At 70.3% G+C, this 14,852-nt stretch carries 13 protein-coding genes; 12 read left to right on the top strand and 1 reads right to left on the bottom strand.

Translation table 11 applies throughout. The features are described 5' to 3' along the window. Positions 1–1,194: 1,194 nt before the first annotated feature. The 4 genes from pdxS (at position 1,195) to Aau02nite_RS23100 (ending at position 3,993) form a co-directional block, all read left to right on the top strand. On the top strand, positions 1,195–2,100 hold the full coding sequence (pdxS, locus tag Aau02nite_RS23115; RefSeq protein WP_212990638.1) for a pyridoxal 5'-phosphate synthase lyase subunit PdxS: 906 nt from the start codon (positions 1,195–1,197) through the stop codon (positions 2,098–2,100). A 155-nt stretch (positions 2,101–2,255) separates the two neighbouring features. Continuing rightward, on the top strand, positions 2,256–2,849 hold the full coding sequence (pdxT, locus tag Aau02nite_RS23110) for a pyridoxal 5'-phosphate synthase glutaminase subunit PdxT (protein WP_212990637.1): 594 nt from the start codon (positions 2,256–2,258) through the stop codon (positions 2,847–2,849). 71 nt (positions 2,850–2,920) lie between these two features. Continuing rightward, positions 2,921–3,673 carry a YebC/PmpR family DNA-binding transcriptional regulator gene (locus tag Aau02nite_RS23105; RefSeq protein WP_212990636.1) on the top strand — a complete coding sequence of 251 codons (753 nt, stop codon included), beginning with the start codon at positions 2,921–2,923 and terminating at the stop codon, positions 3,671–3,673. A gap of 38 nt (positions 3,674–3,711) precedes the next feature. Beyond that, positions 3,712–3,993, top strand: a complete 282-nt coding sequence (locus tag Aau02nite_RS23100) for a type II toxin-antitoxin system VapB family antitoxin (RefSeq protein ID WP_212990635.1) — start codon at positions 3,712–3,714, stop codon at positions 3,991–3,993. 163 nt (positions 3,994–4,156) lie between these two features. Here the strand turns inward: Aau02nite_RS23100 and Aau02nite_RS23095 are convergent, their stop codons facing one another. Then, a complete protein-coding gene (locus Aau02nite_RS23095; RefSeq protein WP_212990634.1) occupies positions 4,157–4,738 on the bottom strand; it encodes a SigE family RNA polymerase sigma factor in 582 nt (193 codons plus the stop codon). Positions 4,739–4,907: 169 nt separating this feature from the next. Between Aau02nite_RS23095 and ruvC the strand changes: the two genes are divergently transcribed. The 8 genes from ruvC (at position 4,908) to Aau02nite_RS23055 (ending at position 14,225) form a co-directional block, all read left to right on the top strand. Beyond that, complete coding sequence (ruvC, locus tag Aau02nite_RS23090; protein ID WP_212990633.1) at positions 4,908–5,447, top strand: crossover junction endodeoxyribonuclease RuvC; 540 nt, start codon at positions 4,908–4,910, stop codon at positions 5,445–5,447. After that, a complete protein-coding gene (gene ruvA / locus Aau02nite_RS23085; RefSeq protein ID WP_212990632.1) occupies positions 5,444–6,046 on the top strand; it encodes a Holliday junction branch migration protein RuvA in 603 nt (200 codons plus the stop codon). Before ruvC ends, ruvA begins: the two co-directional genes overlap by 4 nt. Then, positions 6,043–7,110 carry a Holliday junction branch migration DNA helicase RuvB gene (gene ruvB / locus Aau02nite_RS23080; protein ID WP_212990631.1) on the top strand — a complete coding sequence of 356 codons (1,068 nt, stop codon included), beginning with the start codon at positions 6,043–6,045 and terminating at the stop codon, positions 7,108–7,110. The genes ruvA and ruvB overlap by 4 nt, the downstream gene beginning before the upstream one ends. Positions 7,111–7,252: 142 nt before the next feature. Beyond that, on the top strand, positions 7,253–7,657 hold the full coding sequence (gene yajC, locus Aau02nite_RS23075; RefSeq protein ID WP_212990630.1) for a preprotein translocase subunit YajC: 405 nt from the start codon (positions 7,253–7,255) through the stop codon (positions 7,655–7,657). Positions 7,658–7,900: 243 nt separating this feature from the next. Next, complete coding sequence (secD, locus tag Aau02nite_RS23070; protein WP_212990717.1) at positions 7,901–9,763, top strand: protein translocase subunit SecD; 1,863 nt, start codon at positions 7,901–7,903, stop codon at positions 9,761–9,763. Position 9,764: 1 nt separating this feature from the next. Continuing rightward, a complete protein-coding gene (gene secF, locus Aau02nite_RS23065) occupies positions 9,765–10,940 on the top strand; it encodes a protein translocase subunit SecF (RefSeq protein WP_212990629.1) in 1,176 nt (391 codons plus the stop codon). 71 nt (positions 10,941–11,011) lie between these two features. Beyond that, positions 11,012–11,572 carry an adenine phosphoribosyltransferase gene (locus Aau02nite_RS23060; RefSeq protein WP_212990628.1) on the top strand — a complete coding sequence of 187 codons (561 nt, stop codon included), beginning with the start codon at positions 11,012–11,014 and terminating at the stop codon, positions 11,570–11,572. Positions 11,573–11,732: 160 nt separating this feature from the next. Beyond that, on the top strand, positions 11,733–14,225 hold the full coding sequence (locus Aau02nite_RS23055) for a RelA/SpoT family protein (RefSeq protein WP_212990627.1): 2,493 nt from the start codon (positions 11,733–11,735) through the stop codon (positions 14,223–14,225). Positions 14,226–14,852: the final 627 nt, after the last annotated feature.

The raw sequence follows: 14,852 nt of genomic DNA, 5'->3' as shown, positions 1-14,852 counted from the left end.
CCGCCCGATGGGCGGCCCTTTCGCATGCCCACGGCAGGTAGCACGACAACCGCTTGCGCCGACCACCTGCGCCAGCCTGCAATGTGCCTGCCTGCCTGCCTGCCCGGCCGACCCGGACCGGTCCTGCTCGGCGCGGTCCTTCTCCGCCGGGCCTGGTCCTTCTCCGCCGGGCTCGGCGCGGCCCTCCTCGGCCGGGCCTCGCCTTGCCTTGCCCAGCCCAGCCCAGCCCAGCCCAGCCCAGTGGATCTTCATATGGGGATCAGTGAGTAGATCTTGGAAAAGTACGGTCCCTATAGCGACCGTTTCTTACCAAGATCTCCCGGTCGCGCTTGGCCGGATCGGGCCGCGCCGGATCGGGCCGAGTCGGTTGCGCCGCGCCGCGCCGCGCCGCGCCGCGCTGGGTCGGGCCGGGCCGCGCCGCGCCGCGCCGCGCCGGATCGTGCCGAGTCGGTTGCGCCGCGCCTGGTCGCGCCGGGCTGCGTTGCGCCGCGTTGGGCCGGGTCGCGCCGGGTCGCGCCGGGCTGCGTCGCGCCGCGCTGGGCAGGGTCGCGCCTGGTCGCGCCGGGCCTGGTCGCGCCGGGCCTGGTCGCGCCGGGCTGCGTTGCGCCGCGTTGGGCCGGGTCGCGCCGGGTCGCGCCGGTCGCGCCGGGCTGCGTCGCGCCGCGCTGGGCAGGGTCGCGCCTGGTCGCGCCGGGCCTGGTCGCGCCGGGCCGGGTGGCGTCGCGCCGGGTTGCGTCGGGTCGCGCCGCGCCGCGTCCGGTGGAGCCGCGCCAGACCGCGCCGGGCCGCGTCGGGCCGCGTCGGGTAGAGCCGGGCCGCGTCGGGTCGCCCCGGGCGGTGTCGGGCCGGGTCGTGTCGGGCCGAGGTGACCGCGCCGCAGGGCGGCGCGTAATGCGCCGCGCCGCGCAGCGGCGGGTGGGTGGAGGCGTAGCCGGGGGGTGCCCGCCGCGCGGGCAAGGGCGAGTGGTCCCGCACAAGGCAGGGAGCGCAGCGACCGCTCTCGGCGGGAGCGACGGTCACCACCCCTCACCCACGCACGACATGACCTTGAACTTGAACTTGAACTTTGATCTTGAGGTACGGATCTCCCAAGCCACCCCCGAGCAGGCCACCTTGGGGTTGATTGGCCATCGGCGGCACCCCCCACCCGCCGTAAAATTCCGCTCAGATCACACCTCTTAAGGAGTCTTCGCTGTGTCCAGCTCTGAGAGCCCCACTTCCGTCACCGGCACCGCTCGCGTGAAGCGGGGGATGGCCGAGATGCTCAAGGGTGGTGTGATCATGGATGTGGTCACGCCGGAGCAGGCCAAGATCGCTGAGGATGCCGGCGCGGTTGCGGTCATGGCGCTCGAGCGGGTGCCGGCCGATATCCGGGCCCAGGGTGGCGTTTCGCGGATGAGTGATCCTGACATGATCGACGGGATCATCAGCGCCGTCTCCATCCCGGTCATGGCCAAGGCGCGGATCGGGCATTTCGTCGAGGCGCAGGTGCTGCAGTCGCTCGGGGTCGACTATGTCGACGAGTCCGAGGTGCTGACGCCGGCCGACTATGCCAACCACATCGACAAGTGGGCTTTCACCGTGCCGTTCGTCTGCGGCGCCACCAATCTCGGTGAGGCGTTGCGCCGGATCACCGAGGGGGCGGCCATGATCCGCTCCAAGGGTGAGGCCGGCACCGGCGACGTCTCGAACGCCACCACGCACATGCGTACCATCCGCGGGGAGATCCGCCGGCTGACCTCGCTGGCCGAGGACGAGCTGTTCGTCGCGGCCAAGGAGCTGCAGGCGCCGTACGACCTGGTCAAGGAGGTCGCCGCGGCCGGCAAGCTGCCGGTGGTCATGTTCACTGCGGGTGGCATCGCCACCCCGGCCGACGCGGCGATGATGATGCAGCTCGGCGCCGAGGGCGTGTTCGTCGGCTCCGGCATCTTCAAGTCCGGCAACCCCGCCCAGCGGGCCGCCGCGATCGTCAAGGCCGTCACCTTCCACGACGACCCCGACGTGATCGCCAAGGTGTCGCGCGGGCTGGGTGAGGCCATGGTCGGCATCAACGTCGAGGAGATCCCGCAGCCGCACCGGCTCGCCGAGCGGGGCTGGTAGGCCTCAACTTCAAAATCCAGATGTCGTGCCTGGTTGCATGGTGCTGACCGTCGCTCACGCCGAGGCCGGGCGCAGGGCCCCGAGGAGCTGTCGCTCCAGAACAGGACCCTGCGCCCTTCCTTCTGCGTGAGTGGCGAAAATCTAAGAAGGGTTCGATGAACATCGGAGTGCTCGCCCTGCAGGGCGACGTGCGGGAACACCTGTCCGCCCTGGCCGAGAGCGACGTCCTCGCCCGGCCGGTCCGCCGCCCGGAGGAGCTCGACCAGGTCGACGCCCTGGTGATCCCCGGCGGCGAGTCCACTACCATGAGCAACCTGGCCATCACGTTCGGGCTGCTCGAGCCGATCCGGAAGCGGATCGCCGGCGGGATGCCCGTCTACGGCTCCTGCGCCGGCATGATCATGCTGGCCACGACCGTGCTGGACGGGCGCCCCGACCAGGAGTCCTTCGCCGGGATCGACATGACAGTGCGGCGCAACGCGTTCGGGCGGCAGGTCGACTCGTTCGAGGCCGGCGTGGCCATCGACGACATTCCCGGTGACGACTTCCACGCCGTTTTCATCCGCGCTCCCTGGGTCGAGCAGGTCGGCCCGGAAGTCAGCGTGCTGGGCCGCGTCACGTCCGGGCCCGCCGCCGGTAGGATTGTCGCCGTTCGGCAGGGGAACCTGCTCGCCACGGCTTTCCACCCGGAGCTCACCGGCGACCTCCGCGTCCACCGGTACTTCGTCGAGATCGTTCGTCAGTCATAGTCCGTTGCAGGACGGCGGCCGGGCGGTTGGAAGGGCAGGCCGAAGACGCACGGTAAACACGGAGGTTTTGCATGTCCGGCCACTCCAAATGGGCGACGACGAAGCACAAGAAAGCTGTCATCGACGCCAAGCGCGGCAAGATGTTCGCCAAGCTGATCAAGAACATCGAGGTCGCGGCCCGCACCGGCGGTGGTGACCCGGCCGGCAACCCGACGCTCTACGACGCCATCCAGAAGGCCAAGAAGAGCTCGGTCCCGAACAACAACATCGACAACGCGGTCAAGCGCGGCTCCGGCCTGGAGGCCGGCGGCGCCGACTGGCAGACCATCATGTACGAGGGTTACGGCCCCAACGGCGTGGCGCTGCTCATCGAGTGCCTGACCGACAACCGCAACCGCGCGGCCACCGAGGTCCGGACGGCGCTGACCCGCAACGGCGGCACCTTCGCCGACGCCGGCAGCGTGTCGTACCTGTTCAACCGCAAGGGCGTGATCATCGTCCCGAAGGCCGGCCTGTCCGAGGACGACCTCATGATGGCGGTGCTGGACGCCGGCGCCGAGGAGATCAACGACCTGGGCGACTCGTTCGAGGTGGTCAGCGAGCCGACCGACCTGGTCGCGGTCCGCACGGCGCTGCAGGACGCCGGCATCGAGTACGACTCGGCGGAATCCTCGCTGGTCCCGACCATGACGGTCCCGGTGGACGAGGAAGCGGCCCGCAAGTGCTTCAAACTCATCGACGTCCTCGAGGACTGCGACGACGTCCAGAACATCTACGCGAACCTCGACGTGAGCGACGAAGTGATGGCAGCCATTGACGCGTGACGCCTGTCCAAGCGACTAGTGCGGTGAGGGGGTTGGAAGTGACCGATCCACAGGAGGGCGCTTTGACCGACCTGGCGACCGGCCCCATCACCGAGGAAGAGATCGACAGCGATCTCCTCGCTGAGGCGCAACGGCACTTCTCTGCCCATTCCTCCAACGCCGCGATCAACGAGGCGCTCCGACGCCTGGTCGAGCAGGAGAGAGAAAAGCGCAGAGCCGCACGCGCGCGCCTGAATGAGAGGTATGAAGCCGGTGCTTTCGACTTCAGTCAACTGGACGCTGCCGAAGAACGAGATATCTGGTCGATACCAGCGCGCTGACCCGCATCATGCGCAAGCAAGCTGACCCCGGCTGGGACGAGATCGAGGATCGCGGACTGCTGTCCGTCTGTGAGCCGGTGCTTGCCGAGACTCTGCTGATCGCGAACAGCAGCTACTACGCGAAGACCGAGCAAGAGATTGCCACCGGCGCTTTTGCGGGTGCTCAGGTAGTGGCGGAGAACTGCGACATGAACTGGACCATGCCGCCGATCAGGAAGACCATGCCGCCGCCCACGGTGCAGTAGCGGCGCCACAGGTAGCGGCGGTAGGCGTGCACCCAGGCGATCTCCGCCTCGGCGATGACCCCGGTGCCGGCCCGCACCGTGGAGGGCAGCAGCGCCGCGAGTTGCTGAGCGACCGATTCGTGAGCCGGCGCCGGCGGGCGCTCATACTGCACCGTCGCGGTGGACGGGACCGCCACCGTGTGCAGGCTCTGGTCGTGGTCGCGCAGGACCTGGACCTCGACCGGGTAGATCTGATCCTCGCGCCACTGCCTGGTCCGGGCGGTCAGGCGACGGTCCAGGAGTTGCGCCGCGGCGTCGCGGCGGGTGAGGCGGCTGATCCAGGTCAGCCAGCGCCACCGGCCGGCCAGGTCGGTCAGCACCTGCATGCACAGCTCCGGCGCCGAGCGCTCGCCGCCGGTCAGCCGGGCCGCCTCGCCGAGCAGCATGTCGTGCCGCGCGGCCACGAAGGCGATGAACTCCGGCGGTGTCTCGTCCTCCATCGGCGGGATCAGGTAAGCCATGGCGACCTCCCGACCCCCATGGTCGGCGCACCCGGAAGCCGGCGCAAGGCGACCGCCAAGACCACCTTCGCCGGTGATCGGGAGCCGGAGACAACCCGCGCGTGTGTCGGCTGCGGGACCGGGGCGCCCATCCCATAGGGTGTCGAACACACGTCCGAGGGGAGTTCTGGTGCGGGTGCTCGGCATCGACCCGGGGTTGACCCGGTGCGGCGTCGGTGTGGTCGAGGGTGTGCCGGGCCGGCCGGGCAAGCTCATCGGCTACTACGTCGTCCACTCCGAGCCCGACGAGGACATCGCATTGCGGCTGCTGCATCTCGACAAGTCCCTGGGGGAGCTCGTCGCCGAGCATCAGCCCGACAGTGTCGCCGTCGAGCGGGTGTTCAGCCAGCACAACGTCCGTACCGTGATGGGGACCGCCCAGGCCAGCGCGGTCGCCATCCTGGCCGGGTCGCGGGCCGGCCTGCCCGTGCAGACCTACACGCCCAGCGAGGTCAAGGCCGCCGTCACCGGCTCCGGCACCGCCGGCAAGGCCCAGGTGACCAGCATGGTCACCCGCCTGCTGGGGCTGGACGCCCCGCCGCGCCCGGCCGACGCCGCCGACGCCCTGGCGCTGGCCATCTGTCACATCTGGCGCGGTGGCACCCGCGCCCGCATCCAGGCCGCGGCCGTGGCCGCCGCCTCCGCTCGCAGGGGAGGACCCCGACGATGATCGCCAGCGTGCGCGGCGTGGTGGCCGCGATCGCCACCGACAGCGCCGTGATCGAGGTCGGCGGTGTCGGCCTGCAGGTGCAGTGCGCGCCCGCCACCCTGGCCGGGCTCAAGGCCGGCGCCGAGGCCCGGCTGTCGACCAGCATGGTGGTGCGCGAGGACTCGCTCACCCTGTACGGCTTCGCCGACGACGACGAGAAGCACCTGTTCGAGCTGCTGCAGACCGCCAGCGGGGTCGGCCCGCGGCTGGCCCAGGCGGTGCTCGCCGTGCATCAGCCCGAGGTCGTCCGCCGGGCGGTGTCCAGTGGGGACATCGCCACCCTGACCCGGGTGCCCGGGATCGGCAAGAAGGGCGCCGAACGCCTGGTCCTGGAGCTGCGCGACCGCATCGGCGCGGTGTCCACCGGCCCCGACGGAGTGGCCGGCTCGCTCAGCGGCGGCTGGCAGGAGCAGGTGCGTCAGGGCGTGATCGCGCTCGGCTGGTCGGCCCAGCAGGCCGATCAGGCCGTCGTCGCGGTCGCCGAGTCGATCGACGGTGAGGTGCCGGCCGTGCCGGTGCTGCTGCGCCAGGCGATCCGGCTGCTGGGCCGCACCCGATGACCGACGGTCCGGACGACCTGGTCTCGCCGTTCGCCGAGGACGAGGAGCTGGACGCCGAGGCCAGCGTCCGGCCCCGCCGGCTGGCCGACTTCATCGCCCAGCACCGCGTCCGGGACCAGCTCGAGCTGCTGCTCAAGGGCGCGATGGGGCGCGGCACCCCGCCCGACCACATCCTGCTCAGCGGCCCGCCCGGCCTCGGCAAGACCACCCTGGCCAACATCGTCGCCGCCGAACTGGGCACCGGGATCCGGACCACCAGCGGCCCGGTCATCGAGCGCTCCGGCGACCTCGCGGCCATCCTCACCGGGCTGGCCGAGGGTGACGTGCTGTTCATCGACGAGATCCACCGCATCGCCAAGCCCGCCGAGGAGCTGCTCTACAGCGCCATGGAGGACTTCCGGGTCGACGTGATCGTGGGCAAGGGTCCCGGTGCCACCGCCATCCCGCTCGACGTGGAGCCGTTCACCCTGGTCGGCGCCACCACCCGGGCCGGGCTGCTCTCCGGGCCGATGCGCGACCGGTTCGGTTTCGTCGCCCACCTGGACTTCTACTCGCCGGCCGACCTCGACGCGCTGCTGCACCGTTCCGCGCGCATCCTGGGCGTGCCGATCACCCCGGAGGGTGCGGCCGAGATCGCCGGCCGCTCCCGCGGCACCCCGCGCATCGCCAACCGGCTGCTGCGCCGGGTGCGTGACTACGCCGAGGTGCGCGGCGACGGCATCGTCGACGAGGCGACCGCCAAGGCCGCGCTGACCGTGTACGACGTCGACCAGCTGGGACTGGACCGGCTCGACCGGGCGGTGCTGCGAGCGCTCATCGAGTCGTTCCGGGGCGGGCCGGTCGGGCTCTCCACCCTCGCCGTGGCGGTGGGGGAGCAGTCCGACACCGTCGAGGAGGTGTGCGAGCCGTTCCTGGTCCGGGCCGGGTTGCTCGCGCGTACGCCGCGGGGCCGGGTCGCCACCGACGCGGGCTGGCAGCATCTCGGCAAGCGGCCGCCGGAGGGCCGGGGCGCCATGCCGCAGCAACCCGACCTGTTCGCCCGGGATGCCGAAAGCTCTCCGTAATGTGAACGTGACGTGTGCCGCTTTCCGAGTTCCCAGGTAGAGGGATTAGACTCGCCGCCGTTCGAACGGGATGTGTATATCGCCCCGTCGTGTGCCCCACGCCGCGCCGCGGGCCTCATGGCCAGTCTGGAAGGTCGTCTTCGTGTTTAACGCAGCTCAAGCGCAGGGCGGTGGCAGTTTTACGCCGCTGCTTCTGATCGTCCTGCTCTTCGGCGTCATGTATTTCATGATGATCCGCCCGCAGCAGAAGCGACGCCGTGAGGCTCAGCAGATGCAGTCCGCGCTCGGTCCCGGCGACGAGATCGTCACCATCGGCGGCCTGCACGCGACTGTGGTGGACGTGGCCGACGACGTCGTGACCGTGGAGATCTCCCCCGGGGTGAACGCCCGCTTCGCCCGCCCGGCGATCGCCAAGGTCGTCAAGCAGACGCCGGTCGACGACATCGTTCCCGACGACGAGCCGGTCGCCACCGACCCGGTCACCGAGCCGGGCGCGACGGCGCCGATCGAGAGCCCGGTCGTCGAGACCCGCAAGACCAAGGACTGACGGCTGCGGCCCGTTCCCACGGCGGGCCGCAACCGGAAAAGTACGACAGGCCGTGAGGCGGGGCAGCCGGACGGCTCGTTGTTGTGAATAATCGGCGCCGGGCAAATCGGCCGGAACCCGCCTGCGCGGCGGGACCCGTCCGGTCCGGCCTGTTCCCCGATTCATCCCCAGTGCCGCGCGCTCCCGTCGCGGCCGAAAAGCACGAGGAGATCGACAGTCGTGGCACGACCACCACAGGGACAGATGCATCCCGGGCGGCAGCTCGCCGTGCTCGGTCTCCTCTTCGTCATCCTCGGTGCCCTCGTCTTCTTCGGCGCGGGCGCCAAGGGTGGCTGGCAGCAGCGGCTCGAGCCCAAACTGGGCCTCGACCTCGTCGGCGGCACCCAGGCGACCTACGTCGCGTCGCTGCAGTCCAACGGGCAGCCGCCGCCGCAGGCCAGCATGGAGGAGGCCCGCAAGATCATCGATCAGCGGGTCAACGCGCTCGGCGTGGCCGAGGCGGAAGTTGTCGTCGAGGGCAACCGCAACATCGTGGTCTCCGTGGCCGGTGAGGCCGACGACCAGCTGAAGAACGTCGGCCAGGCCGCGCAGATGCGCTTCCGCAAGGTGCTCAAGGCGACCGGCGACAACGCCGCCGTGGCGGCCAACCCGCCGAGTGTCGCGCCGAGCGGAGCCGCGCCCAGCGCGAGCGCCGGTGCGGCCCCGCAGATCACCGGCAGCGCCGCGCCGTCGGCGTCCACCGGCGGTCAGGGTGGCGGGGAGCGGGCACCGAGCCCGTCCGCCCCGGCTCCGTCCGCCCCGGCGCCCGCGCCTTCCGCCTCGGCGGCGGCCCCGGCTCCGGTGTCGGCCGACATCAAGACGCAGCGCGCGGCCATCGAGAAGAAGGTCGGCGCGAAGGCCTGGGCGGCGGCCGAGAAGCTGACCGACCCGGTCGACCTGTCCACCGACCCGACGGCCGGCGTGCAGTTCAAGGCGTTCGGCACGCTCACCGGCCAGGAAGTCAACGCGCTGTCGCCGGAGATGCAGTTCAACGTCCCGACGATCGGCTGTGAGAACCAGCTCGACAAGCGGCCCAACGGCGCGATCGACGTGATCGACTCGAAGGTCGTCGCCTGCCAGAGCGGCGCGAAGATGTACCTCGACGTCGCCAAGGTCATCGGCACCGACATCGACACCGCCACCCCGCAGCTCGACCAGCAGCAGGGCCAGTGGGTCGTCTCCCTGGACTTCACCAGCACGGGCCAGGCGAAGTGGACCGCACTCACCCGTGAGGCGTTCCAGCCGGCCGCGAACGACACCTGCGTGGCCGCCGCGCAGGCGCTGTCCACCGGCGCGACGCACTGCCTTGTCGCCGTGGTGCTCGACAAGACGGTCATCTCCGCCCCCGAGATCCAGGGCGTGCTGACCGGCCAGTCGCAGATCACCGGCCAGTTCGACGCCGCCTCGGCCAAGGAGCTCGCCGACCAGATCAAGTACGGCGCCCTGCCGGTCACCTTCGAACCCGCGGCGACCCAGTCGGTCTCCGCGACGCTGGGTAAGCAGCAGCTCGAGGCCGGTCTGCTCGCCGCCGGAATCGGCCTGGGGCTCGTCGCGCTCTACTCGTTCTTCTACTACCGCCTGCTGGGCACGGTCATCCTCCTGAGTCTGGTGCTGTCCGCGGTGCTCACCTTCGGCGCGCTGGTGTTCCTGGGCCGGTCGACGGGCTTCACCTTGACGTTGGCGGGCATCGCGGGATTCATCGTCTCGCTCGGTGTAGCGGCGGACTCGTTCGTTCTCTACTTCGAGCGGCTCAAGGACGAGATCCGCGAGGGTCGCAGCCCTCGCAGCGCCGTACCCCGGGCCTGGGCCCGCGCCCGGCGTACCATCATCTCCGCGAACACCATCACCATCATGGCGGCGGTGGTGTTGTACATCGTGTCGATCGGCGCGGTGAAGGGTTTCGCCTTCGCCCTCGGACTGGCCACCATCCTCGACCTCGTCGTGGTGTTCCTGTTCCGGCACCCGATCATGACGATGTTCGCCAACACGAAGGCGTTCATGTCGCCGCGGGTCAGCGGCCTCGGCCGCGCCCTCAAGCGTGCCCCGACCGACGTCAAGGAGGCCTGACATGGCCAGCAAGGGTTTTGCCGACCGCCTCTACCGTGGCGAGGCGAACCTGAACATCGTCGGTCGCCGCAAGATGTGGTTCACGATCGCGGGCGTGCTGGTGCTCGTCGCCCTGAGCAGCTTCCTGCTCCGGGGTTTCCACCTCGGCATCGAGTTCGCCGGTGGCACCCAGTTCGTGATCCCGGCCAGCGTCGGCACCCAGGCCGATGCGCAGAGCGCGGTGGCCCGGGCGGTCGAGACCGCCGGTGTCGCTGAGGAGGCGAACATCGGCGCCGCCCAGCGGGTCGGCAACGGTCCGGAGGCCACCTACACGGTCCGGACCGCGGCTCTCGACCAGGACAAGTCGACCGCCGTGAAGGAGGCGCTGGCGACCGACCTGAATGTTCCGGTAGCCGACATCAGTGACAACCGGGTCTCGGCGGCCTGGGGTGAACAGGTCACCCAGCAGGCACTCCTGGGTCTGGCGATCTTCCTCGTGCTGGTCATGGTCTACCTGGTGATCCGCTTCGAGTGGCGGATGGCGGTGGCCGCGGTCTCCTCGCTGCTGCTGGACCTGGTGTTGACGGCCGCGGTCTACTCGCTGGTCGGCTTCGAGGTCACGCCGTCCACCGTGATCGGCTTCCTGACGATCCTGGGCTTCTCGCTCTACGACGTGGTCGTGGTGTTCGACAAGGTGCAGGAGAACACCCGTGGCATCACCGCGGGCAGCACCCAGACGTACAGCGAGGCGACCAACCTCGCGGTCAACCAGACCCTGATGCGCTCGATCAACACCAGCCTGGTGGCGCTGCTGCCGGTCGGCGGTCTGCTCTTCATCGGTGCCGGCCTGCTCGGCGCCGGTTCCCTCAAGGACCTCGGTCTGGTCCTGTTCGTCGGCATGGGCCTGGGCGTCATCCTCTCGATCCTGTTCGCCTCGCCGCTGCTCGCCGCGCTCAAGGACAACGAGCCGCGGATCAAGGCGCACACCGCCCGGGTCCTGGCCCGCCGTTCCGGGGTGCGCTCCGGCGACGTGGCCCGCGGCGAGCGCAACCGCCCGGCCGGCACGACCCCGGCCGAGGAGGTCCCGGCCCTGGCCGGTTCCTCCACGCCGCGGCCCGGCGCGCGGCCCGCCGCCAAGCGCAACCCGCGCGGTGGCGGTGCGGGCAACCGCCCTAGCGGCGGCCAGAAGCGCCGCTGAGCACCACGGTCTGACCAGACGGCCCGCCACCGCTTCGGTGGCGGGCCGTCGGCCTGTCTAGGCTGTCCGGCGTGACCCAGACTGACGAGGTACGCGGGGACAGCGGTCCCGAGGTTGCGGCGCTGGTGGCCAGCCGGGTGCTGGACGTGCCGGACTTCCCGAAGCCGGGCATCGTCTTCAAGGACCTGATGCCCCTGTTCGCCGACGGGACGGTGTTCCGGCAGGTGATCGACGGGATCGTGGCGCATCACGGGACCGGCTCGTTCGACGTGGTGGCGGGCGTGGAGGCGCGTGGCTTCGTGGTCGCCGCGGCGATCGCCTACGCCACCGGCAAGGGCGTCGTGCCGGTGCGCAAGGCCGGCAAGCTGCCCCGCAAGACCTACTCGGCGTCGTACGCCCTGGAGTACGGCGAGGCGACCCTCGAGGTCCACGAGGACGCGTTCGTGGCCGGTGAGCGGGTGCTGGTCGTGGATGACGTGCTCGCCACCGGCGGTACGGCCGGGGCGGCGCTGGACCTGGTGGAGCGGGCCGGCGGCACCGTCTCCGGCTTCACGGTGCTGATGGAACTGGGCTTCCTCGACGGCCGCAAGCGGCTGGCTCCGCGTACGGTCCATGCTCTGCTGACCGTTTGATCCGCATCTGCCGCCGGGGGCGGCACGGTTTCGGCGGATCGGGCCGGGCCATCCGGGAAGTGGGGACGGGTAGGATGACGTTCTCAGCAAGGTGAGCAATGGTGGCGGACCGGACCGGTCGAGGACGACCGGTGGTCCCGGCGATGGTGTGAGGAGGCCGGTGTCCAGCGACGTCGCCCCTCCGACGGACGGCACGGTGCAGCCGACCGGCGCGAAGGCGCCCGAGGCTGAGCAAGCCCCGAAGGTTCAGGCTCCGAAGTCTCAGACCCCGACGACCCAGGCCCCGAAGGTTCAAGCCCCGAAAACCGACGTACCGGTCACCGGGGAGACGCACGACCTCGAGTCCACCCAGCCGCTGTCCCCGGCGGAGGAGCCGGCCAGCAGCTTCGGGCTGGCCAGTGCGCCCACCGGACGACGGGTCCGGGCCCGGCTGGCGCGCTTCAACGCCCCGTGGCAGAGCACCCAGGTCAGCGAGGTGCTCGAGCCGCTGATCGCCACCCACCGGGCCAGCCACCCCAAGGCGGACGGGCGGGCGCTGCAGCGGGCCTTCGACGTCGCCGCCCGCTGGCACTCGGGGCAGTACCGCAAGTCGGGGGACCCGTACATCACGCACCCGCTCGCGGTCGCCACCATCCTGGCCAACCTCGGCATGGACACCACGACGCTGGTCGCCGCCCTGCTGCACGACACGATCGAGGACACCGACTACGGCCTGGAGCAGATGAAGGCCGACTTCGGCGGCGAGGTCGCGCTCCTGGTCGACGGCGTCACCAAGCTCGACCGGGTCAAGCTGGGCGACGCGGCCAAGGCGGAGACGATCCGCAAGATGGTCGTCGCGATGGCCAAGGACCCGCGCGTCCTGGTGATCAAGCTGGCCGACCGGCTGCACAACATGCGTACCCTGACCTTCCTGCCCCGGCCCAAGCAGGAGCAGAAGGCCAAGGAGACGCTGGAGATCCTCGCCCCGCTGGCCCACCGCCTGGGTATGAACACGATCAAGTGGGAGCTCGAGGACCTCGCGTTCGGCACGCTGTTCCCCAAGCGCTTCGAGGAGATCAACCGCCTGATCGGCGAGCACCAGCCGCAGCGGGAGGCGCTGCTGCGGCAGGTCACCCAGCGCGTCCAGCTCGACCTGAAGTCGGCGAAGATCAAGGCGGAGACCACCGGCCGGCCGAAGCACCTGTACTCGATCTACCAGAAGATGATCGTCCGGGGCCGCGACTTCAACGACATCTACGACCTCGTCGGCGTGCGCATCCTGGTCGACACGGTCCGCGACTGCTACGCCGCGCTGGGCGTCATCCACGCGAACTGGCAGCCGGTGCCGGGCCGGTTCAAGGACTACATCGCGATGCCGAAGTTCAACATGTACCAGTCGTTGCACACGACGGTCATCGGCCCGACCGGCAAGCCGGTCGAGATGCAGATCCGGACCTTCGCGATGCACCGTACGGCGGAGTTCGGCATCGCCGCGCACTGGAAGTACAAGGAGCAGAAGGGCGCGACGATCGTCGGCCCGCCCGCGCACATCGACGAGATGACGTGGCTGCGCCAGCTGCTGGACTGGCAGCGCGAGGCGAGCGACCCGAGCGAGTTCCTGGACGCGCTGCGCTTCGACCTGTCCAGCCAGGAGGTGTACGTCTTCACCCCCAAGGGCGACGTCATCCCGCTGCCGACCGGTTCGACGCCGGTGGACTTCGCGTACGCGGTGCACACCGAGGTCGGCCACAAGACCATCGGCGCCCGGGTGAACGGCAAGCTCGTGCCGCTGGAGTCGACCCTGTCCAACGGCGACGTCATCGAGATATTCACCTCGAAGTCCGCCACGGCCGGCCCGACCCAGGACTGGCTCGGCTTCGTCAAGAGCCCGCGCGCCCGCACCAAGATCCGCCAGTACTTCAACAAGGAGCGCCGCGAGGAAGCGATCGAGGACGGCAAGGAAGCGATCGTCAAGGCGATGCGCAAGCAGGGCCTGCCCCTGCAGCGCATGCTGACGAGCGACAACCTGACGACCATCGCCCGCGACCTGCACCTGGCCGACGTCGCCTCGCTGTACGCGGCCGTGGGAGAGAACACGGTCTCGGCCCAGTCGGTCGTGCAGAAGCTCGTCGCCGGCTTCGGTGGCGAGGAGGGCGCGGTCGAGGACATCGCCGAGACCGCCGTCGCCACCCGCCCGCCGCGCAACCGCAGCACGGCCCAGGACCCCGGCGTGGTGGTCAAGGACGTCAGCGACGTATGGGTGAAACTGGCCCGCTGCTGCACCCCCGTCCCGGGCGACGCGGTGTTCGGCTTCGTGACCCGGTCGGGCGGCGTCAGCGTCCACCGCGAGGACTGCGCCAACGCCGAAGACCTCCGCGACCAGAGCGAACGCGTGGTCGAGGTCAGCTGGAAGCCGACGTCGGCATCAACCTTCCTGGTAGCCATCCAGGTGGAGGCGCTGGACCGGCACAAGCTCCTGGCCGACGTGACCCGCGTCCTGTCCGAGGAACGCGTCAACATCCTGTCGGCAACGGTCACCACGACCCGCGACCGGGTGGCGGTCAGCCGGTTCACCTTCGAAATGGCCGACCCGAAGCACCTGGGCCACCTGGTAGCCGCAGTCCGCAAGGTAGACGGCGTCTTCGATGCCTACCGCGTAACCTCAGGCGCCTGACCAACCCGCCCCAGGCGGGAACGAAAACGCCGGCCGTCGGAGCGCCACCAAGCACCGCTCCGACCGGCCACGGCCCCGACACCAGGCCAGCCACCGCAGACCCGCTGCCGCGCCGCGCTGGGTGGTTGGGCCGCGCCGGGCGGTTGAGGCTGCGTTGGGTGTTGGTTGTGCAGGGCCCCATGGCGGGCCGCAAGGTTGTGCTGCGCCGGGTGGTTGGCCCTGCTGGACCGCTTGGCTGGCTGCGCCCGGGTCGGTTGGTGGCGCGGCAAACCTGATCGAGCCGGGCTGCGTGAATGGCTACGCCGGGACCGGATGGTGAGGCCGCGCTGGATGGTGGGGCCACGATGGACCGCTTGATCGGCTGCGCTGAGGGTGGATAGCGGCGCCGCACTGCGTGGTTGAGCCAGGCTGGGTGGTCGGCTACGCCGGATCGCATGGCTGTGCGCAGTGCCGGGGTGGTCAAGCGGCGCTGGGCTGCGCTGAGTGGTGGGGCTGAACGGGTCGCAGGGTTGCTCAGCGCCGAGTCGTCGCGCAACAACATCAGGGCGCTGGACAAAACCGGCAAGCTTCGCCGAACGCGGTGAAGCGATCAGACGAACGGCGCGGTGGAAGGTGGCGGCCGGGAGA

Source organism: Actinoplanes auranticolor, from assembly GCF_018332655.1.
Classification (GTDB): domain Bacteria; phylum Actinomycetota; class Actinomycetes; order Mycobacteriales; family Micromonosporaceae; genus Actinoplanes; species Actinoplanes auranticolor.
The sequence above is the reverse complement of the archived record's forward strand: the minus strand, read 5'-3'. Positions and strand labels throughout refer to the sequence as shown.

Coding starts and splice junctions, on each gene's coding strand:
- pdxT (WP_212990637.1), top strand. CDS start 2,256: ATGAACATCGGAGTGCTCGCCCTGCAGGGCGACGTGCGGGAACACCTG.
- secF (WP_212990629.1), top strand. CDS start 9,765: ATGGCCAGCAAGGGTTTTGCCGACCGCCTCTACCGTGGCGAGGCGAAC.
- ruvA (WP_212990632.1), top strand. CDS start 5,444: ATGATCGCCAGCGTGCGCGGCGTGGTGGCCGCGATCGCCACCGACAGC.
- Aau02nite_RS23095 (WP_212990634.1), bottom strand. CDS start 4,738: ATGGCTTACCTGATCCCGCCGATGGAGGACGAGACACCGCCGGAGTTC.
- ruvB (WP_212990631.1), top strand. CDS start 6,043: ATGACCGACGGTCCGGACGACCTGGTCTCGCCGTTCGCCGAGGACGAG.
- Aau02nite_RS23105 (WP_212990636.1), top strand. CDS start 2,921: ATGTCCGGCCACTCCAAATGGGCGACGACGAAGCACAAGAAAGCTGTC.
- secD (WP_212990717.1), top strand. CDS start 7,901: ATGCATCCCGGGCGGCAGCTCGCCGTGCTCGGTCTCCTCTTCGTCATC.